Genomic DNA, 21,239 nt, shown 5'->3' on the forward strand with positions numbered 1-21,239 from the left:
GGGCTGGGGTGAGGGTCATCGGGTTACTCGGTGCGCGGATATTGCGCCTCACTCACCTGCTCCATCCACTCCACCACACGACCGTCCAGCATTTCAGCAATGGCGATATGCGTCATCGCCGTCGTCGGTGCTGCGCCGTGCCAATGCTTGGCCCCCGGTGCGATCCACACCGTGTCGCCGGGGCGAATCGCGCGAATCGGCTGGCCCCATTCCTGCACAAAACCTGAACCGGCAGTAACAATCAGCGTCTGACCCAACGGATGGGTGTGCCACGCCGTGCGTGCGCCGGGCTCAAAGGTAACGGTGGCGCCGCTGACTCGCGCCTCGTCGGTGCCCTTGAACGGCGCATCGACGCGTACGGTCCCGGTGAACCAATCGGCCGGACCCTTGGCCGAGGGTTGCGAACCGTTGGGGGTTACCGTCACACGCACTTGTTCATTGGCTTGAACCTCGCCAGCGAGCAAGGAAAGGGTCAGCGCAGAGGCAGCAATCGGGTTCATGGCATTCTCCAGAAAAATGATTGAATCCCCCTGTAGGAGCCGCCGCAGGCTGCGATCTCTTGATCTTGATTCTAAAAACGACGTCAAAACATCGCAGCCTGCGGCAGCGCCTGCACGAGACATGCGTTCACTCTACCGGGCTGCACTGTTTAGATAATCGACTAGAATCTGAAAAAACTTATGCAGGAAACTAATCAATGCTTCGTGAAAACGCCAGCGACCTGCTCGCTTTCCTAGCGGTGGCGCGCGAGCGCAGTTTTACCAAAGCCGCGGCCAAGCTCGGCGTCTCGCAATCGGCGCTCAGCCATACCATTCGCGCACTGGAAACACGCCTCGGCCTGCGTCTGCTCACCCGCACCACCCGCAGCGTCTCCCCCACCGAGGCCGGCGAACATCTGCTGCAAACCGTCGGCCCGCGCTTCGAGGAGATCGAGCAGGAACTCGCCGCCCTGAGCAACCTGCGTGAAACCCCGGCGGGCAAGATCCGCATCAGCGCCACCGACCACTCGCTGGACTGGCTGCTGCGCCCGGTGCTCAAAACATTCCTGCCGCAATACCCGGACATCGCCGTGGAGGTCTGCTGCGACTACGGTTTCGTCGATATCGCAGGCCAGGGTTTCGATGCCGGCGTGCGTTTGGGTGAAGACGTTGCCCAAGGCATGATCGCCACCCGCATCGGCCCGGACATGCGCATGGCCGTCGTCGGTTCGCCGGCCTACTTTGCCACTCGTTCAGCGCCAGACACCCCACGCGATCTGACCGGGCACGCCTGCAACAATCTGCGCCTGCCCACCAACGGCGGGCTGTACACCTGGGAATTCGAAAAGGACGGCGAAAGCCTGAACGTGCGGGTGTCCGGGCAAATCACCTTGAACGGCGTCTATCCGTTGCTCGATGCCGCACTGGACGGTTTCGGCTTGAGCTACATCCCGGAAAACCTCGTCGCGCCTCTGCTGGCGGAAGGACGCCTGGTGCAGGTGCTGGCAGACTGGTGCCCGACGTTTGACGGTTATCACCTCTACTACCCGAGCCGGCGTCAGGCGGCACCGGCATTTGCGCTGTTGCTGGAGGCGTTGCGATTTCGCGGTGAAAACTAACTCACCAACGCAATCAACTGATGACGCTGCGCATCGGTGAGCGTCGGCCCGAACCCGGCCTTGACGTTATCCGCCATGTAGCGCGGATTACCGGTGCCGGGAATCACGCAAGTGACCGCCGGGTGCGCCAGCAAAAATTTCAGCGCCAACTGCGGCCAACTGCTCACCTGCACATCCGACACCCACGCGGGCAGCGGCTTGCCCTTGAGGCTTCCCAACAACTCTCCGCCACCAAACGGCCGGTTGCAAATCACCGCCACACCGCGCTCGCGGCACAGCGGCAGGATGCGTTTTTCCACGCCACGATCATCGAGGGCATAGTTGATTTGCAGGAAGTCCAGTTGCTCGGCTTTCAGCACTGCTTCGACTTCGTCATAAGCGGACGACGTGTAGTGAGTGATGCCGATGTAGCGAATGCGTCCCTGCTCCTTCCATTCGCGCAGGGTTGGCAGGTGGGTTTGCCAGTCGAGCAGATTGTGAATCTGCATCAGGTCGATACGCTCGGTACGCAACAGACTGAACGACTGCTCCATCTGCGCGATGCCTTCCTTGCGCCCCCGTGTCCATACCTTGGTCGCCAGAAACGCCGGCGAACGTGGTTCGTGGATCGACAGCAGCTCACCGGTTGTTTCTTCGGCGCGGCCATACATGGGTGAACTGTCGACCACCGTGCCACCCTTGGCGAACAGTTCCTCGAGCACCACCGGCAATTGCCGGTAGGCCGGATCCCCCGACGCGACGTCGAAGCCGCGATAGGTGCCCAGGCCCACCACGGGCAGGGACTCGGAGCTTGATGGGATGGCGCGGGTCTGCATGGCTTGGCCTCCGGAAGCGGCGGACGACGTGGCAGTGGCCAACGCCCGATCAAAGGTGAACACCGCCGAAACGCCGGCAGCCAGGGTGAGCAATCGGCGACGGGAGTAACCCTCAGTGTGGCTCATGCTGGTTCCCCTGCAGCGTGGATCTGTTGCACGTTGTGTGCGCAGGCTGCCGCTTGCATCCGCTGGACTACACTGCGACAGCAAACCTTCATACCCCGTTAAAAGTAGCCGAATGTCCCGAACCCTGATGTCACTCGTCGCATTGATCGTCGCCGCGTACCTGGTGCTGTGCGCGGCGCTGTTCGTTTTTCAGCGCTCGCTGATCTATTTCCCGCAGCCCGGCGCCGTCGATTCGCTGGATTCGCGGCTGAAACTGTCGATGCCGGATGCGGATATCTGGGTCACCACCCGCGAACGCGTCGGCCCGCGTGCGTTGATCTATTTCGGTGGCAATGCCGAGGACGTTTCGCGCAATTTGCCGGAGTTCGCCCAAGCTTTTCCCGAGTACGCGTTGTACCTGCTCAATTACCGAGGCTTCGCCGGCAGCGGTGGTTCGCCATCCGAAGAGGCGATTGCCGAAGATGCCTTGGCATTGTTCGATCAGGTGTATGCCAGCCACACACAGATCGCCGTGGTCGGACGCAGCCTGGGCTCGGGTGTCGCCGTTCGCCTGGCCAGTCAACGCCCGGTGCAGCAGTTGATTCTGGTCACGCCCTACAACAGCCTCGAAGAAATCGCCGCGCGGCAATACCCATGGGTGCCGGTGAAGTGGTTGCTAAAGGATCGCTTCGAGTCAGGCAAGTACGCCGCGCACATCCGCGTGCCGACGTTGCTGCTGGCGGCGAGTGATGACGAGGTCATTCCCCGCGCCAGCACCGAGCGATTGCTGGGCAGTTTCCCCAAAGGTGTTGCGCTGCTCAAGGTTGTGCCGGATTCGGGGCACAACTCGATTTCCGAGCGGGGGGAATATTTGCAGTGGATGGGGGATGTGTTGAATCGCTGAGGATTATCGGGCAGGGAGTTTTTGTTGTCAGGGCAGGCCCCATCGCTGGCAAGCCAGCTCCCACAGGGTCCGGTTGTGCATCCGATTCTGGTGAGCAACATCGAACCTGTGGGAGCTGGCTTGCCAGCGATGGGGCCTGCCCTCGCAACACCAAAACCGACGGCCTTGCACTATGGGACCAGCGCGCAATCTTCAGGCAGCGACTTCCCCCCCCGCCACCATCGCCGAAGCCGCCAGCATCGCCCGCAGCAACACCGCGCACCCCGCCGCCAGATCATCCGGTGCGGCATTCTCGATTTCGTTGTGGCTGATGCCCCCTTCGCACGGTACGAAGATCATCCCGGCAGGCCCCAGTTCAGCGAGGAAAATCGCGTCGTGGCCGGCGCCGCTGACGATGTCCATGTTCGACAAGCCCAGACCCTTGGCGGCACTGCGCACAGCGTCGACGCAGCCCTTTTCGAAGTACAGTGGCGGGAAGTCGGCTGTCGGGGTCAGTTCATAGGTCAGGCCGTGTTCTTCGCAGGTGGCCTCGATGACTTGCTTTACCTCGGCGATCATCGAGTCCAGGCGCGCCGGTTCCAGATGGCGGAAGTCGAGGGTCATGCGCACTTCGCCAGGAATGACGTTGCGCGACCCCGGATAGGCTTGCAGGCAACCGACCGTGCCGCAGGCGTGGGGTTGATGGCCGAGGGCGGCGCGGTTGACGGCGCCGACGATGACCGAGGCGCCGACCAATGCGTCCTTGCGCAGGTGCATCGGGGTTGGCCCGGCATGGGCTTCGACGCCACGCAGCTTGAGGTCGAACCACTTCTGCCCCAGCGCGCCGAGCACCACGCCGATGGTTTTATGTTCGTCTTCCAGAATCGGACCTTGTTCGATGTGCGCCTCGAAATAGGCGCCGACCTTGTGCCCGCTGACTTTGCGCGGCCCTGCATAGCCGATTGAATTCAGCGCTTGGCCAACGGTGACGCCATCGGCATCGACTTTGGCGAGGGTTTCTTCGAGGGTGAATTTTTCCGCGAACACGCCAGAACCCATCATGCACGGCGCGAAACGCGAGCCTTCTTCGTTGGTCCAGACCACCACTTCCAGCGGCGCTTCGGTTTCCACGCCGAGGTCGTTAAGGGTGCGCAACACCTCGACACCGGCGAGTACACCGAAGCAACCGTCGAACTTGCCGCCAGTGGGTTGCGTGTCGATATGGCTGCCGGTCATCACCGGTGGCAGGCTCGGATTGCGCCCAGCGCGGCGGGCGAAGATGTTGCCGACCTCATCGACCGTGACGCTGCACCCGGCGTCCTTGCACCACTGCACAAACAGGTCGCGGGCCTGGCGGTCGAGGTCGGTCAGGGCCAGGCGACAGACACCGCCCTTGACCGTGGCGCCGAGCTTGGCCAGTTCCATTAACGACGCCCATAAGCGGTCGCGGTTGATGTGCTGATGGGTCGATTGCAGAACGTCTACAGCTGCGTTCATGGGGATCTCCTCAGGCTGCTTTTCTTATGGATATTGCTGTGGCGTTTGTGAGATCGCCATCGCTGGCAAGCCAGCTCCAACAGAGTTCAAGTCGTACACAAAATATGTGTTCACTCAAATACCTGTGGGAGCTGCGGTGCGACGATTCGACTTGCCAGCGATGAGGCCCTCCCTCACACCGCCGATTTCACGACCGAAGGCTGCGCTCGCATCACGCACAACCCGTAATAAATGATTCCACCCAACGCCGAGCCAGTGAACCAGCCGTAGCTGTAAAACCAGCTGAACGCATCACTGCCCAGCGACAGCAAGGTCAGCACCACCGGCACACCAAACGCGACGAACCCGGCCCAGTTCCAAGCTGGGTAAACGTCGTCGCGATACAACCCGGCCAGGTCCAGTTGTTGTTTCTTGATCAGGAAATAATCCACCACCATGATCCCGGCGATCGGCCCGAGCAGGCTCGAATAGCCCAGCAGCCAGTTGGAATACACGGTTTCGAGGCTGACGTCGGAAACGATCAGACCGAGTTTTTTCAACAGCTCATGGGCCATCAACACCAGCCCCACCAGACCGGTCAGCAACACGGCTTTGGTGCGGTTGATGACCTTCGGCGCGATGTTCTGAAAGTCGTTGGTTGGCGAGACGATGTTGGCAGCGGTGTTGGTCGACAACGTGGCGATGATGATCAACGCCATCGCCACCGCAACCCATACCGGGCTCTGAATGTGGCCGATCAGGGTGACCGGGTCAGCAACCGTCACGCCGACCAGTTTCACTGACGCGGCCGTCATGATCACGCCGAGGGAGGCGAACAGGAACATGGTCAGCGGCAGGCCAATGATCTGCCCGACAATCTGATCCTTCTGGCTCTTGGCGTAGCGACTGAAGTCAGGAATGTTCAGCGACAACGTGGCCCAGAAGCCGACCATCGCCGTCAGCCCGGCGGCGAAGTAACTGACCACGCTCGCACCTTCAGGGCGCTTGGGCGGGATCGCCAGCAACTCGGTCATCGACACATTGGGCATCGCCCACACCAGCAGGCCGATACCGACCGCGACCAGCAGCGGCGCGGACAAGGTTTCCAGCCACTTGATCGACTCGGCACCGCGGATCACCACCCACAGGTTCAGCGCCCAGAAGATCATGAAACCGATCACCTCGCCGGTGCCACCGAGGGATTTCCAGCCCTCGAACACCGAGCCGAGAAACAGGTGGATCGCCAATCCGCCAAACATCGTCTGAATGCCGAACCAGCCGCACGCGACCAGTGCGCGGATCAGGCACGGCACGTTGGAACCGAGAATGCCGAATGATGAGCGCAACAATACCGGAAACGGAATGCCGTACTTGGTGCCGGGAAAAGCATTCAGTGTCAGCGGAATCAGGACGATGACGTTGGCAAACAGAATCGCCAACAGCGCTTCGCCGACGCTCAGGCCGAAATACGCCGTGAGCACGCCGCCCAGGGTGTAGGTCGGCACGCAGATCGCCATGCCTACCCACAATGCGGTGATGTGCCATTTGTTCCAGGTTCGTTCGCGCACCTTGGTCGGTGCCATGTCGTGGTTGTAACGGGGACTGTCGAGGACGTCGCTGCCGGCTTCAAGCTCAAACAAGCCGTCGCGCTCGGTCACTTGCGATCTGATCTGTTGCATGGCCGCTCCACTGTTCTTCTGATTATTTTTTTGCTCATCAGGCGACTGGCGCATGGGGCGCGAGCCGGACGATGGCCGGAGGAACTGACAACTTTCATGCTCCGGCCATGGTGTCAGCGGCGGCATCAATAAACGTGCCGGGTGTACCGCTCAGCGCTCGGGCCGTGCATTAAACGCATTGCAACTTTCTGATATTGCTCGATTTTAATTATTCACCGGGTGAGCCTTTGGAAACTTGTCTGGGCGCTCAGGCTAAACGCTTGGCTAGTTGTCCGAACAGACAGGACTCAAACTGGTGCACTGCACTTTTTTTGTTGATGAGCGATCAACCGCAGCTCAACTTCAAGCGGCTGATTTCACATAAGAAATCTTGACCATATTTCCATCCTGTCAAGTGCGTCAAAATGGTGAGCAGGCTCACCATTTTGGTGATTTTGATTATTTTTCGTTAATTATCAGTAACTTAATTAAGATATAAGCTTATAAAAAATAATCTTGATCTATTGTAAAACTGAGGCTAGTTTCTATTCCTGACAGCGATGACAGGAATACGCCCTTCGCCGCTGTACATCAATAAAACATTTAGAACCGGCACAAGTCGGTCATGCCTGCGAGGAACTCGGAATGTCTCTGTTGATCCGTGGCGCCACCGTTGTTACCCATGATGAAAGTTATCGCGCCGACGTCTATTGCGCTGACGGCGTGATTAAAGCCATCGGTGAAAACCTTGATGTTCCCGCCAGCGCTGAAGTGCTCGACGGCAGCGGTCAATACCTGATGCCCGGCGGCATCGACCCACACACTCATATGCAACTCCCGTTCATGGGCACCGTGGCCAGCGAAGACTTCTTCAGCGGCACCGCGGCGGGTCTGGCCGGCGGCACCACCTCGATCATCGATTTCGTGATTCCCAATCCGCAGCAGTCGTTGATGGAGGCGTTTCATCAGTGGCGCGGCTGGGCGGAAAAATCGGCGTCGGACTACGGCTTCCATGTCGCGATCACCTGGTGGAGCGAGCAGGTACGCGAGGAAATGGCCGAACTGGTCAGCCATCACGGGATCAACAGCTTCAAGCATTTCATGGCCTATAAAAACGCGATCATGGCCGCCGACGACACGCTGGTGGCGAGTTTCGAGCGCTGTCTGGAACTCGGCGCGGTGCCGACCGTGCACGCAGAAAACGGCGAGCTGGTTTATCACCTGCAACGCAAATTGATGGCCCAGGGCATCACCGGGCCGGAAGCACATCCACTGTCTCGTCCTTCGCAGGTTGAAGGTGAAGCGGCGAGTCGGGCCATTCGCATTGCCGAAACAATCGGCACGCCGCTGTATCTGGTGCACGTTTCGACCAAGGAAGCCCTCGACGAAATCACCTATGCGCGCAGCAAGGGCCAACCGGTTTACGGCGAGGTTCTGGCCGGCCATCTATTGCTGGATGACAGCGTCTACCAACATCCGGACTGGCAGACCGCCGCCGGTTACGTGATGAGTCCGCCGTTTCGTCCACGCGGCCATCAGGAAGCGCTGTGGCATGGCCTGCAAAACGGCAATCTGCACACCACCGCCACCGACCACTGCTGTTTCTGCGCCGAGCAAAAAGCCGCCGGGCGCGACGACTTCAGCAAGATCCCCAACGGCACTGCCGGCATCGAAGACCGCATGGCGCTGTTATGGGATGAAGGGGTCAATACCGGGCGTTTTTCGATGCAGGATTTTGTCGCGCTGACCTCCACCAACACCGCGAAGATCTTCAATCTCTACCCACGCAAAGGCGCGATTCGCGTCGGCGCCGATGCCGATCTGGTGCTGTGGGACCCGCAAGGCACGCGCACCATTTCCGCCAAGACCCACCATCAGCAGGTGGACTTCAACATCTTCGAAGGCAAGACCGTGCGCGGTGTACCGAGCCATACCGTCAGCCAGGGCCGTGTGGTCTGGGCCGATGGCGACTTGCGCGCCGAACGGGGTGCCGGACGGTACATCGAACGACCGGCGTATCCGGCGGTGTTTGATTTGCTGAGCAAGCGGGCTGAGCAACATAAGCCGACAGCTGTGAAACGCTGAAATCCAGGCCTTCGGCCTTCGCGAGCAGGCTCGCTCCCACAAGGTTATGTGAGCACCATAGATCCCTGTGGGAGCTGGCTTGCCAGCGATGAAGCCATCCCGAACGCTACAAAAACCACTGCCCATCAGAGGCAGAGAACCTCAATAACCGTGAGGCAAAAAACCGTGATCGAGACCCTGAACCATCTCCCCCACCCGCACGAAAGCGCGGCCGCCCTCGCCGGTCATTTCACCGATCTGGCGCCGCCGCTCAATGCTCGGCAAGCCCATCTGGAAGCGTCGCGTTGTCTGTATTGCTATGACGCGCCGTGCGTCAATGCGTGCCCGAGCGAGATCGATATTCCCTCATTCATCCGCAACATCCATCAGGACAACGTGCCCGGTGCCGCGCAGAAAATCCTTTCGGCGAACATCCTCGGCGGCAGTTGCGCGCGGGTCTGTCCGACCGAAATCCTCTGCCAGCAAGCCTGCGTGCGCAACAACGCCCAGGAATGCGCACCCGTGCTGATCGGCCTGTTGCAACGCTACGCCGTGGACAACGCGCACTTCACCGAACACCCGTTCCAGCGCGCCGCTGCGACCGGCAAGCGCATCGCGGTGGTGGGCGCCGGGCCGGCGGGTTTGTCCTGCGCCCATCGCAGCGCCATGCACGGTCACGATGTGGTGATTTTCGAGGCGCGGGAAAAGGCTGGCGGGCTCAATGAATACGGGATCGCCAAGTACAAACTGGTCGACGATTACGCGCAGAAGGAACTGGATTTCCTCCTGCAAATCGGCGGCATCGAAATCCGCCATGGGCAAAAACTCGGCGAACACCTGACCCTCAGCGAATTGCATCAACAGTTCGACGCGGTGTTCCTCGGCCTCGGCCTCAACGCCAGCAAACAACTGGGCCTGGCCCACGAAGACGCCCCCGGCCTGCTCGCCGCCACCGACTACATCCGCGAACTGCGTCAGGCCGATGACCTGACGCAACTGCCGCTGGCCGAGCGCTGCATCGTCCTTGGCGCCGGCAATACCGCGATCGACATGGCGGTGCAAATGGCTCGCCTCGGTGCTCGCGATGTGAATCTGGTGTATCGCCGTGGCGCGGCGGATATGGGCGCAACCGGCCATGAACAGGACATCGCCAAAGCCAATCAGGTGCGCCTGCTGACCTGGGCGCAACCGGAAGAGGTGCTGCTCGATGATCAGGGCCGCGTGCGCGGCATGCGTTTCGCCCGCACGGATCTGGTCGACGGTCGTCTGCAAACCACCGGGGAAACCTTCGAACTGGCGGCCGATGCGATCTTCAAAGCCATCGGTCAGTCCTTCGACGGCAGCGCCCTCACCGACCCGATGGCCCGTGAACTCAAGCGTCAGGGCGAACGGATTCAGGTCGATGAAAACCTGCGCACCAGTATTCCCGGCGTGTATGCCGGTGGCGACTGCACCAGCCTCGATCAGGACCTGACGGTGCAAGCGGTGCAACACGGCAAGCTCGCCGCCGAGGCGATCAACGCTCAACTGATGCTTAACGTGGAGGCTGCGTAAATGGCCGATCTCTCGATAGTCTTCGCCGGCATCAAAGCCCCTAACCCATTCTGGCTGGCCTCCGCGCCGCCGACCGACAAAGCCTACAACGTGGTCCGCGCCTTCGAGGCGGGCTGGGGCGGCGTGGTCTGGAAAACCTTGGGCGAGGACCCGGCGGCGGTCAACGTGTCGTCGCGTTACTCGGCGCACTACGGCAACAACCGCGAAGTGCTGGGCATCAACAACATCGAGTTGATCACCGACCGCTCGCTGGAGATCAACCTGCGCGAAATCACTCAGGTGAAAAAGGATTGGCCGGACCGCGCGCTGATTGTGTCGCTGATGGTGCCGTGTGTTGAGGAATCGTGGAAATACATTCTGCCGCTGGTGGAAGCCACCGGGGCCGATGGCATCGAACTCAACTTCGGCTGCCCCCACGGCATGCCGGAGCGCGGCATGGGTGCGGCGGTCGGTCAGGTGCCCGAGTACGTCGAACAAGTGACGCGCTGGTGCAAGACTTACTGCTCGCTGCCGGTGATCGTGAAGCTGACGCCAAACATCACCGACATCCGCGTCGCCGCCCGCGCGGCGCATCGCGGTGGTGCGGATGCGGTGTCGCTGATCAACACCATCAACTCGATCACCAGCGTCGATCTGGAACACATGGTCGCCCTGCCCACCGTCGGCAGCAAAAGCACCCACGGCGGTTACTGCGGCTCGGCGGTGAAACCGATTGCGCTGAACATGGTTGCGGAAATTGCCCGCGATCCACTGACCCAGGGCCTGCCGATCTGCGGCATCGGCGGCATCGGCAGTTGGCGTGATGCAGCGGAATTCATGGCGTTGGGCAGCGGCGCGGTGCAGGTGTGCACGGCGGCGATGCTGCATGGTTTTCGGATTGTCGAGGAGATGAAGGACGGTCTGTCACGATGGATGGACAGTCAGGGTTACGCCAGCATCGCTGAGTTCTCCGGACGTGCGGTGGGCAACACCACGGACTGGAAGTACCTGGACATCAACTATCAGGTGATTGCGAAGATCGATCAGGAGGCTTGCATTGGTTGCGGGCGTTGCCACATTGCTTGCGAGGACACTTCACATCAGGCGATCAGCAGTGTTCGCGAGGCCGATGGCACGCATAAATATGAAGTGATCGATGATGAGTGCGTCGGCTGCAATCTGTGCCAGATCACTTGCCCGGTAGCGGACTGCATCGAGATGGTGCCGATGGAGACGGGCAAGCCGTTTCTGGACTGGAATCATGATCCGAGGAATCCGTATCACGTCGCGGTTTAGATCGCGTGCTGATCCCAACAGCCCCTCACCCTAACCCTCTCCCCGAGGGAGAGGGGACTGATTGGGGGATGCTTCAAAGCTCCGCCGGCCTGAAAGTGCCGTAGCGAATCCATAAACGCCTCGGTCTTTCAGGTCGACGTAGCCCGCCAGACACCACGGTTGTAGAGACCGGTACATCCTTTACAAATTAAACCGGGGACATCGTTTACACCTTTACAGGCTTGAAACGCGTTTGGCGCCGCTTTCAAGCCTGCCTAAACAGTGGCTGCAAAGGTACAGTTCCCAAGCGTCATCAGCCACTTCCTTCAGCGCGATGTCCTCTCCAATCAGAGCCTCTCCTAGAAAAATCAGTTGTCCTTTCCATTTAATTTCCCCATTTGACCGAACCTTGCGTACTTCAACATCGGAACCGTATTCAAGCGCAGGCAAGTAACCGGGATAAGCGCGTGTCGACGGGCTATAGACAGATGCCGGCGGTTTCATGCCCAGCGCGGTGTGCGGTCGGTGGTGGTTGAAGTCTTGGATGAAATCCTGAAAAGCCAGCTGCTGGCGCACCAGGTTTTCCGCCGGTGACACTGCTGCCTTTAGCGTTCGATGCATCCGTTCATGTCGACCATTTTGGTCGGGACGGCCAGGCGTAATCGTTTCGACATGGATTCCAAGCCTGATGAACCAAACTGATAACTTCGAAAGTCGCGCCAGACCTGTCGACGCGAAAGGAGCGCCATTGTCAGTGCGGATCACATCCGGCAGTCCATATTCTCGAAAAGCCCACTCGAAGCCTTCCCGCGTCGGCGCTCCGTGCGTACTGGGCAAAGCGCGACAGACGAATAAAAAGCGGCTCATCTGATCGGTAATGGTCAGCGGATAGCACCAGTTACCGTCCTGCATTTTGAACTGCCCTTTGTAATCAGCACACCAGGTCTGATTGGGTTGGTCGACCGGACGTAAATGTGTCGGAGCGCGGGGGCGCACGGGATAGGGTCGCCGCGCGGTAACGAGGCCAGCCTTCTTCAACCATATCCCGGCGGTGCTCGCAGCCGGCCAGTGGATATCCGGATCGGAGACACGTAGACGATCAATGATCTGTTTAGGCCCTCGATCAGGATGTTCGTTTTTCTTGGTCAGCAGCGTGGCAATGATTTCATCGGGAGTTTGATGAGGGCAGTTCAACGGCTTGCGCGATTGCTCTTTCAAGCCATCCACGCCCAACGCTGCATACCGTTCCAGCCACTTGTCGATGGTTGGACGGCTGACGCCATAGCGCCGGCTCAATTGGCTCTTGGTAAAGCCGCCGCTAAGCCAGTCGCTGACTAATTTCACTCGTTGATCCATTGGGGACTCTTGATTCCAGGGCATGGTCAGCACCTCCTGACCATGATTGATACCTGTAAACCATGTCCCCGGTCTCAAATGTAAAGGATGTACCCGGTCTTTACCCGGTCGGCCCCCTCTCCCTCCGGGAGAGGGCTGGGGTGAGGGTCAGCTTTTGATTTAGGGCTCCAGCCCGATCCCGCGCAAAATCACACTCGTCACCGTCTGCACCGCCCGCTCGAACTGCATGTCCGACAGCGGCTGGTGATCGTTCAGGATATTCACCTGATGATCAAAGTCGGCGTAATGCTGGGTCGACGCCCAGATCATGTACAGCAGGCTCGACGGCTCCACCGGTAAGATGCGCTTGTCCTCAACCCACTGGCGGATCTTCGCTTCTTTCATCTTCGCCCAGTCATACAGGCTGACATCCAGCGCCTCACCCAGCGTCGGCGCACCATGAATGATTTCATTGGCCCAGACTTTCGAGCCATACGGCCGACTGCGCGAGTGGTTCATCTTGGCGCGGATATAGCTGCTGAGCACCACCCGCGGGTCATCGAACATCTCGAAGCACAATGCGTCCTGCTTCCACACTTCCAGCAGATCAAACAGCACCGCGCTGTACAACTCACTCTTGGTGCTGAAGTAGTAATGCAGATTGGAACGCGGCAGTTGCACCTCCGCGGCGATGTCGGCCATGGCGGTGCTGCCAAAACCTTTTTCGGCGAAGACCTTTTCCGCGCCGAGGAGAATTTTTTCGACGTTACTGCGGCGAATCTCGATCTTGTGATTGCCCATGTGGGCTCCCTGACAACAACGTTTTCGAAGACTGTTGGTCAATGCGGCTGGGTATCCCCCGCCGCCGTATCAATACTTACCACCACCGACATCCCCGGTCGCAATCGTTCTTCTTCCTGCTGATCGGGATCAATGGTGATGCGCACCGGCACTCGCTGGGCGATTTTGACGAAGTTGCCTGTCGCATTGTCCGCCTGCAACAAGGCAAATTCAGAACCGGTGCCCGGCGAAATATGCTGCACATGCCCGGTGAATTTGCGGTGGTTCAACCCGTCGACGGTGAAGTGCACCGGTTGCCCGACCCGCACGTTGTTCATCTGGGTTTCCTTCATGTTGGCGATCACCCATTTCTGGTTCGGCACCAACGCCATCAACTGCGCCCCGGAGTTGACGTAAGCGCCGAGACGCACGCCGATCTGCCCGAGCTGGCCGTCGCGCGGGGCGACGATGCGCGTGTTCGACAGGTCGATCCGGGCCAGTTGCACGGCGGCGTCGGCGCTGGCGACAGCGGCCTCGAGTGAGCCGCGATTGACGATCACCGTTTGCAGGTCCTGACGGGCGATTTCCAGATTGGCCTTGGCCTGGGCGACGGCCGCGATACTTTGCGCGTCGGCCGCCAGTGCCACGTCCATTTCACGTTTGGACACGGAGCCGTCTCTCACCAGTTCCTTGTTACGGCGCAGATCGGCCGCACTTTTGCGTAACTGCGCTTCGCTGTCGGCGACCACTGCCTGACGCAACTTGATCGTCGCTTCGGCGCTGTTGCGTTGCTGCACCACGTTGGCCAGGGCGGCTTTCTGCACCGCCAGTTGCGCCAGCGATTGGTCAAGGCGTTGCTGATAGATGCGGTCATCCAGACGTACGAGCAAATCACCGGCCTTCACGAACTGGAAATCCTGCACCGGCACTTCATAAACATAGCCCGCAAGCTGGGGGCCAATGATCGTCACCTGCCCGCGCACCAGGGCGTTTTCGGTGGTCTCGACGGCACTGCTGAACGGCGGCAATTGCCAGGCATACAGCACGATCAATACGCCGACGATGGCAACCGCGGCAAAACCCAATGACGAGATGATCCGTACCCGCAGTGAACGCGGTTCGGTGCCTGGCGAGGATGGCGGCGCCACGCCTTCCGGGGTGGCGGCGATGGCATTGGTGGTTGTGGTGGTCGGTTCGGTCATGAAGTTGTGGCACCGCTGGAAGATACGGGAGGCGCAGGGGCGACGGCTTTGGTGGTGCTCATCAGCCACAGTGCGCGAATGGAAATCCAGATCATGGTCAGCACCGCGATCACCGCGATAAGCATGAACACATCGTTATAGGCCAGCACGTTGGCTTCGCGCGTCGCGGCATTGGCCAGGCTGCGAATCCCGGCCAGATTGCGCAGGCTCGGGTCGGCCAGTAGCGAGCCGTACGCCGAGCCGCCGCTCTGCACCCGCGCGGCCACTAACGGATCAGACAACGTCAGGTGCTCGACGATGTGGCTGGAATGAAATTTTTCCCGGACGATCTGAAAGGTGCCGAGCAGCGCCGCGCCGATCAGGCCGCCGAGGTTGTTGCAGATCCCGAACAGCACGGAAAAACTCACCAGATTGCGTGGATTGGTCAGCACATTACGGGTGCCGAGGACCATGGTCGGACCGAGGAAAAAGGTACTGCCGAACGCCAGCAAAAACTGGCTGAAATACAGGTTTTCAGGGCGGGTCAGGTTGTTGGAGAAACTGTCCATCACCGAGCCTGTGGCCATCAATGCCAGCGAAATAATCAGCGGCATGAGCAGGTGTTTCGGGTTGATCGTCAGCGCACTGGTCAACAACCCGGCGACGCTGCCGATCATCATCACCACGTAGAGGCTGTGTAACTGCTGGCTGCTCATGTTGAGGTTTTGCATGAAGCCGACCGCACCGGTGGATTGCTCCGAGGTGACCATGCGAATCAGGATGACCGCCAGCGCCAGACGAATCATCACCCCGCTGCCGAGCCAGCGCGTCATCAACAACGGGTTGCTGCGGTTGTGTTCGATGGCCAGGCCCGTGAGGATCAACGCGATCGAACCGGCCAGGGCGACGCCGAGCCAGTCGGCCTCCAGCCACCAGTCGATCCGCCCCAGCGACAGCACCGCGCAGAGCAGCGCCACACCGCTGGCCAGAATCGCGAAGGTGAGAAAGTCGAGTTTTTCGAAAGTCTTGAAGCGGTCTCCGGGCGGCAGCTTGAGCAGCAGAACACAACCCAGCGACAGCAGTGCCATGCCCAATTCGAACAGGTACAGCCCGCGCCATTCGGCAATCTGCAACAAATCTTCGGAAAACAATCGCGCCAGCGGCAAAGCCAATTGCGAGCTGCCGAGGCCGAGCACCAGTGCTTTCATCCGCCATTTCGCCGGAAACGCCTGGACCATGTAATACAAACCCAAGGAGCTCAACGCCGCGCCGACCATACCGTGCGCCGCACGCACCGCCACTGCCGAGTTCAGATCGTTGACGAATAAATGGCCAAAGGTCACCAGCGCATACAGCACCAGAAACACCTCGGTGAACGCACGCAAACCGAACTGCTGACGAAACTTCACCAGCAGCAGGTTCATCGACACGTTGGTCATCACATACGCCGCCGGCAGCCAGGCCATCTCCGCCGTGGTCGCACCGAGCGCGCCCTGCAGGTAAATCAGGTTGGCGACCACCAGCGAATTGCCCAAACCGCCAGTCAACGCCACCAGCAAACCCACCAGCGCATAGGCCAGTCGCTTGGGATTGGAGTGCAATGGCGTCGAGGGGGAGCCGGGCAAACTGGGCTTCTCGTGAGGCTGCCAGTTGCGCGGGGCGTATTGATCCATTGAAAAGCCTTGTGCGGGAGATGAACGAAGTTTGCCGCAAAACCACAGACAGCACATTCCATGGACAACAAAAAACCCTGTGGGAGCTGGCTTGCCAGCGATGAGGCCGGCAGATCCGGCATCTTTGTGTACTGACACACCGCTATCGCTGGCAAGCCAGCTCCCACAGGGTTCTATGTTGAATGGGCGATTTTTACCTCGAACGAGTCATCGTATAACTTCCTGTTGACTTTCCAGTGAAACCTAGGAAATATCCGCCCCTATGTTGTACGACGACGTATAACAATAATAAAAACAACAATGATCCAGGGAGCGTCACAGTGAGCACAATCGCCCGCAATTCCGTCCGCCCTTCCCGCTTTAGCGTCACTTGTCCTCGTGCCACCCTTAGCCTGATCGGCTGCAGCAGTCTCGTTCTCGCCTTGCCCATGAGCGCCGCCGCCGAAGGCTTTCTCGAAGACAGCAAAGCCACGCTGAACCTGCGCAACGCCTACTTCAACCGCAACTTCACCAACCCGAACAATGCGCAGGGCAAGGCTGAAGAGTGGACGCAGAGCTTCATTCTCGATGCCAGGTCCGGCTTCACCCAAGGCACCGTGGGTTTCGGCATAGACATGCTCGGGCTGTACTCGCAAAAGCTCGATGGTGGCAAAGGCACTGGCGGTACACAGCTGCTGCCGATCCACGATGACGGGCGCCCGGCAGACAATTTCGGTCGCCTCGGTGTGGCGTTGAAAGCCAAGGTGTCGAAGACCGAATTGAAGGTCGGCGAGTGGATGCCGGTGCTGCCGATCCTGCGTTCCGACGATGGCCGCTCCCTGCCGCAAACCTTTCGCGGTGGCCAGATCACATCCACCGAGATCAACGGCTTAAGCCTGTACGGCGGCCAGTTCCGCGGCAACAGTCCGCGCAACGACGCGAGCATGGAAGACATGTCGATGAACGGCCGCGGCGCATTCACGTCCGACCGGTTCAACTTCGGCGGTGGTGAATATGCCTTCAACGACAAGCGCACCCAGGTGGGCGTGTGGTACGCCGAACTCACCGACATCTACCAGCAGCAATACTTCAACCTCAGCCATAGCCAGCCAATCGGGGACTGGACGCTGGGCGCCAACCTCGGTTTCTTCACCGGCAAGGAAGACGGCAGCGCGCAGGCCGGCGATCTCGACAACAAAACCGCATTCGCCCTGCTTTCGGCCAAATACGGCGGCAACACCTTCTATGTCGGCCTGCAGAAACTCGGCGGCGACGATGCATGGATGCGCGTCAACGGCACCAGCGGCGGCACCCTGGCCAACGACAGTTACAACGCCAGTTATGACAACGCCAAGGAGCGCTCCTGGCAGGTTCGCCATGACTACAATTTCGTCGCGCTCGGCGTTCCCGGTCTGACCATGATGAACCGCTACATCAGCGGCGATAACGTCCACACCGCCACCACCAGCGATGGCAAGGAATGGGGACGCGAGTCGGAACTGGCCTACACCGTACAGAGCGGGCCACTGAAAAATCTCAATTTGAAATGGCGCAACGCGACAATTCGCCGAGACTTCAGCACCAACGAGTTCGATGAGAACCGGCTCTTTATCAGCTATCCGATATCGTTGTTGTAAGGCATCCGCCCTTTCTCTGTGGGAGCGAGCCTGCTCGCGATGGCGTCATGTCAGTCAATGCAAATGTTGCCTAAACCGCCGCCATCGCTGGCAAGCCAGCTCCCACAGTGTTGGTGGTGAACACAGGAATCGTACATGCCTTTGATACCTGTGGGGGCTGGCTTGCCAGCGATGAGGGCGGCAGATTCAACATTGATGTTGATAGACACTGCGCTATCGCGAGCAGGCTCACTCCTGCAGGGATCGCATTGTCAGGCGACAACCGGGCAATCAGCCCTTCCGTCATTTACACCAAAAGTCGCGTTGACAAGATCCGGAAACCCTACCGATACTTCAGCGCAGTCATACGACAACCTACAACAAACCTAATAACAATGAGTTCAGGGATTGCCATGACGTCCACCTCTACCTCACGCGCCCCATTCAATCGCCTGCTGCTGACCGGTGCTGCCGGCGGCCTGGGCAAAGTCTTGCGCGAACGTCTGCGGCCTTACGCCAATGTGCTGCGTTTGTCTGACATCGCTGCGCTCGGCCCGGCCGTGGATGATCGCGAAGAAGTCGTGCTGTGCGATCTCGCCGACAAAAACGCTGTGCACCAACTGGTCGAAGGCGTCGACGCGATCCTGCATTTCGGCGGTGTGTCCGTTGAACGGCCGTTCGAAGAGATACTCGGCGCCAACATCTGCGGCGTCTTCCACATCTATGACGCCGCCCGCCGGCATGGCGTGAAACGCGTGATCTTCGCCAGTTCCAACCACGTCATCGGCTTCTACAAACAGGACGAACAACTCGACGCCAGCTCCGCCCGCCGCCCCGATGGTTACTACGGCTTGTCCAAGTCCTACGGCGAGGACATGGCCAGTTTCTACTTCGATCGCTACGGCATCGAGACCGTGAGCATTCGCATCGGCTCTTCGTTTCCGGAACCACAGAATCGCCGAATGATGCACACCTGGCTGAGCTTCGACGACCTCACCCAATTGCTCGAACGCTCGCTGTACACGCCGAATGTCGGCCACACCGTGGTGTATGGCATGTCCGACAACAAGGACGTCTGGTGGGACAACCGCTTGGCCAGCCACCTCGGCTTCGAAGCCAAGGACAGCTCTGAAGTGTTCCGCGAAAAAGTCGAGGCACAGCCGATGCCGGCCGCCGATGACCCGGCGCGCATTTATCAGGGCGGCGCCTTCGTTGCGGCCGGGCCGTTTGGTGACTGACCTGTCCACTTGATCCCCCTCCAACAAGAACCAAGGGAATGAGTATGCAAGCCGAATTGATCGTCGACGCCCGCAACGCGGTCGGTGAAAGCCCGGTCTGGGTGCCGCAGGAAAACGCCCTCTATTGGGTGGATATTCCCAACGGTGGCCTGCAACGCTGGAGCGCCGACACCGGGCATGTTCACGCCTGGAAAGCCCCGCAAATGCTCGCCTGCATCGCCCCTCACAGCCGTGGTGGCTGGATCGCGGGCATGGAAACCGGTTTTTTCCGTCTGCACCCGAACGCGGACGGCAGCCTCGACAGCGAATTGCTCGCTACGGTCGAACACAGCCGCGAAGACATGCGCCTCAACGATGGTCGTTGCGACCGTCAGGGCCGTTTCTGGGCGGGCAGCATGGTGCTGAACATGGGTTTGAATGCGCCCGAAGGTCGGCTCTATCGCTACGGCGCCAACGAGTCCGGTGTGATCGACGCGCAACTCGACGGTTTCATCGTACCCAACGGGCTCGGCTTCAGCCCCGATGGCAAAACCCTGTACTTGTCCGACTCGCATCCCAACGTGCAACTGATCTGGGCTTTCGATTACGACACTGCCAGCGGCATACCGTCGAACCGTCGCGTCTTCGTCGACATGAATCAGCACTGCGGCCGCCCTGATGGCGCGGCAGTCGATGCCGACGGTTGCTACTGGATCTGCGCCAACGACGCCGGCTTTGTCCACCGTTTCACCCCGGATGGACGCCTTGATTATTCGCTGCCAGTGCCGGTGAAGAAACCGACCATGTGCGCCTTTGGTGGCGCCCGAATGGACACCCTGTTTGTCGCTTCGATCCGCCCCGGCGATGACCACGACCCGCAGTCTCTGGCCGGCGGCGTGTTCGCCCTGAACCCCGGCGTCAAAGGCCTGCCGGAGCCTTTTTTCAACGATTTGCTTTAACCCGCCTCTGCTGCACCGCTGTGCCTTGAACACAAAAATAACAAGACTGGAGACACCCCCATGGACTTCAAACGCACCTTGCTCGCCGCCGCACTTCCGCTGGCCTTCACCCTCAGCAGCGCCGCTCACGCGCTGGAAATCAAATTCGCCGACATCCACCCCGCCGGTTATCCAACGGTTGTCGCCGAAAAAAGCATGGGCGATGCCCTGACCAAGGAAACCAATGGCGACCTGACCTTCAAGTACTTCCCGGGCGGTGTGCTCGGCTCGGAGAAAGAGGTCATCGAACAGGCGCAGGTCGGCGCGATCCAGATGACACGGGTCAGCCTCGGTATCGTCGGCCCGGTCGTACCGGACGTGAACGTGTTCAACATGCCATTCATCTTCCGCGATCAGGCGCATATGCGCGCCGTCATTGACGGCGAAGTCGGCGATGCAATTCTCGACAAGATCAGCAATTCCGAATTCGGTCTCGTCGCCCTGGCCTGGATGGACGGCGGTACGCGCAACATCTACACCAAAAAACCGGTGCGCAAACTCGAAGACCTCAAGGGCATGAAGATTCGCGTGCAAGGCAATCCGATGTTCATCGACACCATCAACGCCATGGGCGGCAACGGCATCGCGATGGACACTGGCGAGATCTTCAGTGCCCTGCAAACAGGGGTGATCGACGGCGCGGAAAACAACCCCCCGACCCTGCTCGAACACAACCATTTCCAGAACGCCAAGTACTACAGCCTGACCGGTCACCTGATTCTGCCCGAGCCCATCGTGATGTCGAAAATCACCTGGGAAAAACTGACTCCCGATCAACAAGTACTGGTCAAGAAAGCAGCCAAAGCCGCGCAGGCCGAGGAACGCGCGTTGTGGGACGCCAAGTCCACCAGCAGTGAAGAGAAACTCAAGGCTGCCGGCGTGGAGTTCATCACCGTCGACAAAAAACCCTTCTACGAGGCCACCGCTTCGGTCCGCGAAAAGTACGGCGCGCCTTACGCTGACCTGATCAAGCGCATCGAAGCCGTTCAGTAACTCTCTGTCCTCAATGAAAGGCCCGGCAGCGCTGACCTCGTTTGGTGTCAGCGCCTGCCCG

At 59.7% G+C, this 21,239-nt stretch carries 17 protein-coding genes; 9 read left to right on the plus strand and 8 right to left on the minus strand.

Going from position 1 to position 21,239, the window contains the following annotated elements:
- Positions 1-23: 23 nt before the first annotated feature.
- Entirely contained in the window at positions 24-500 is a 477-nt protein-coding gene (locus AB4P92_RS03935) for a cupin domain-containing protein (protein WP_395598922.1), read from the minus strand.
- Positions 501-697: 197 nt separating this feature from the next.
- Here AB4P92_RS03935 and AB4P92_RS03940 point away from each other — a divergent pair, with 197 nt between their 5' ends.
- Positions 698-1,597: a LysR family transcriptional regulator gene (locus AB4P92_RS03940; RefSeq protein WP_395598923.1), complete on the plus strand. Its 900-nt coding sequence runs from the start codon at positions 698-700 to the stop codon at positions 1,595-1,597.
- On the opposite strand, the gene AB4P92_RS03945 is transcribed toward AB4P92_RS03940, so the two are convergent.
- The gene (locus AB4P92_RS03945) at positions 1,594-2,538 is read right to left on the minus strand and encodes an aldo/keto reductase (protein ID WP_395598924.1); all 945 of its coding nucleotides are present in this window, start codon (positions 2,536-2,538) and stop codon (positions 1,594-1,596) included. The genes AB4P92_RS03940 and AB4P92_RS03945 overlap by 4 nt on opposite strands.
- Positions 2,539-2,650: 112 nt before the next feature.
- Between AB4P92_RS03945 and AB4P92_RS03950 the strand changes: the two genes are divergently transcribed.
- A complete protein-coding gene (locus AB4P92_RS03950; RefSeq protein ID WP_395598925.1) occupies positions 2,651-3,421 on the plus strand; it encodes an alpha/beta hydrolase in 771 nt (256 codons plus the stop codon).
- A 192-nt stretch (positions 3,422-3,613) separates the two neighbouring features.
- On the opposite strand, the gene AB4P92_RS03955 is transcribed toward AB4P92_RS03950, so the two are convergent.
- Both AB4P92_RS03955 and AB4P92_RS03960 read right to left on the minus strand, forming a co-directional pair.
- Positions 3,614-4,897: a Zn-dependent hydrolase gene (locus AB4P92_RS03955; protein WP_047300624.1), complete on the minus strand. Its 1,284-nt coding sequence runs from the start codon at positions 4,895-4,897 to the stop codon at positions 3,614-3,616.
- Between the two features lie 173 nt (positions 4,898-5,070).
- Positions 5,071-6,555 (minus strand): NCS1 family nucleobase:cation symporter-1, encoded by a 1,485-nt coding sequence (locus tag AB4P92_RS03960; protein WP_261736830.1) that lies wholly within the window; start codon positions 6,553-6,555, stop codon positions 5,071-5,073.
- 624 nt (positions 6,556-7,179) lie between these two features.
- Here AB4P92_RS03960 and hydA point away from each other — a divergent pair.
- The 3 genes from hydA to preA all read left to right on the plus strand — a co-directional run bounded on the left by hydA (position 7,180) and on the right by preA (position 11,427).
- Positions 7,180-8,619 carry a dihydropyrimidinase gene (gene hydA, locus AB4P92_RS03965; RefSeq protein ID WP_042559665.1) on the plus strand — a complete coding sequence of 480 codons (1,440 nt, stop codon included), beginning with the start codon at positions 7,180-7,182 and terminating at the stop codon, positions 8,617-8,619.
- Between the two features lie 165 nt (positions 8,620-8,784).
- On the plus strand, positions 8,785-10,152 hold the full coding sequence (locus AB4P92_RS03970) for an NAD(P)-dependent oxidoreductase (RefSeq protein ID WP_395598926.1): 1,368 nt from the start codon (positions 8,785-8,787) through the stop codon (positions 10,150-10,152).
- Positions 10,153-11,427 (plus strand): NAD-dependent dihydropyrimidine dehydrogenase subunit PreA, encoded by a 1,275-nt coding sequence (gene preA / locus AB4P92_RS03975; RefSeq protein WP_042559667.1) that lies wholly within the window; start codon positions 10,153-10,155, stop codon positions 11,425-11,427.
- 213 nt (positions 11,428-11,640) lie between these two features.
- On the opposite strand, the gene AB4P92_RS03980 is transcribed toward preA, so the two are convergent.
- From AB4P92_RS03980 to AB4P92_RS03995, 4 genes are all read right to left on the minus strand, one after another.
- The gene (locus tag AB4P92_RS03980; protein ID WP_261736165.1) at positions 11,641-12,786 is read right to left on the minus strand and encodes an integrase core domain-containing protein; all 1,146 of its coding nucleotides are present in this window, start codon (positions 12,784-12,786) and stop codon (positions 11,641-11,643) included.
- Positions 12,787-12,921: 135 nt separating this feature from the next.
- A complete protein-coding gene (locus AB4P92_RS03985) occupies positions 12,922-13,542 on the minus strand; it encodes a TetR/AcrR family transcriptional regulator (protein ID WP_042559668.1) in 621 nt (206 codons plus the stop codon).
- Between the two features lie 38 nt (positions 13,543-13,580).
- Complete coding sequence (locus tag AB4P92_RS03990; protein ID WP_042559669.1) at positions 13,581-14,723, minus strand: HlyD family secretion protein; 1,143 nt, start codon at positions 14,721-14,723, stop codon at positions 13,581-13,583.
- Positions 14,720-16,375: an MFS transporter gene (locus AB4P92_RS03995; RefSeq protein ID WP_042559670.1), complete on the minus strand. Its 1,656-nt coding sequence runs from the start codon at positions 16,373-16,375 to the stop codon at positions 14,720-14,722. The genes AB4P92_RS03990 and AB4P92_RS03995 overlap by 4 nt, the downstream gene beginning before the upstream one ends.
- Positions 16,376-16,695: 320 nt before the next feature.
- On the opposite strand from AB4P92_RS03995, the gene AB4P92_RS04000 reads away from it, so the two are divergent.
- The 4 genes from AB4P92_RS04000 (at position 16,696) to AB4P92_RS04015 (ending at position 21,178) form a co-directional block, all read left to right on the plus strand.
- The gene (locus AB4P92_RS04000) at positions 16,696-17,991 is read left to right on the plus strand and encodes an OprD family porin (protein WP_395598927.1); all 1,296 of its coding nucleotides are present in this window, start codon (positions 16,696-16,698) and stop codon (positions 17,989-17,991) included.
- Between the two features lie 392 nt (positions 17,992-18,383).
- Entirely contained in the window at positions 18,384-19,208 is an 825-nt protein-coding gene (locus tag AB4P92_RS04005) for an NAD-dependent epimerase/dehydratase family protein (protein ID WP_395598928.1), read from the plus strand.
- A gap of 44 nt (positions 19,209-19,252) precedes the next feature.
- Positions 19,253-20,146, plus strand: a complete 894-nt coding sequence (locus tag AB4P92_RS04010; protein WP_395599654.1) for an SMP-30/gluconolactonase/LRE family protein — start codon at positions 19,253-19,255, stop codon at positions 20,144-20,146.
- Between the two features lie 60 nt (positions 20,147-20,206).
- Entirely contained in the window at positions 20,207-21,178 is a 972-nt protein-coding gene (locus AB4P92_RS04015; protein WP_042559675.1) for a TRAP transporter substrate-binding protein, read from the plus strand.
- Positions 21,179-21,239 lie beyond the last annotated feature (61 nt).

Source organism: Pseudomonas sp. A0308, from assembly GCF_044218815.1.
Taxonomy (GTDB): domain Bacteria; phylum Pseudomonadota; class Gammaproteobacteria; order Pseudomonadales; family Pseudomonadaceae; genus Aquipseudomonas; species Aquipseudomonas iridis.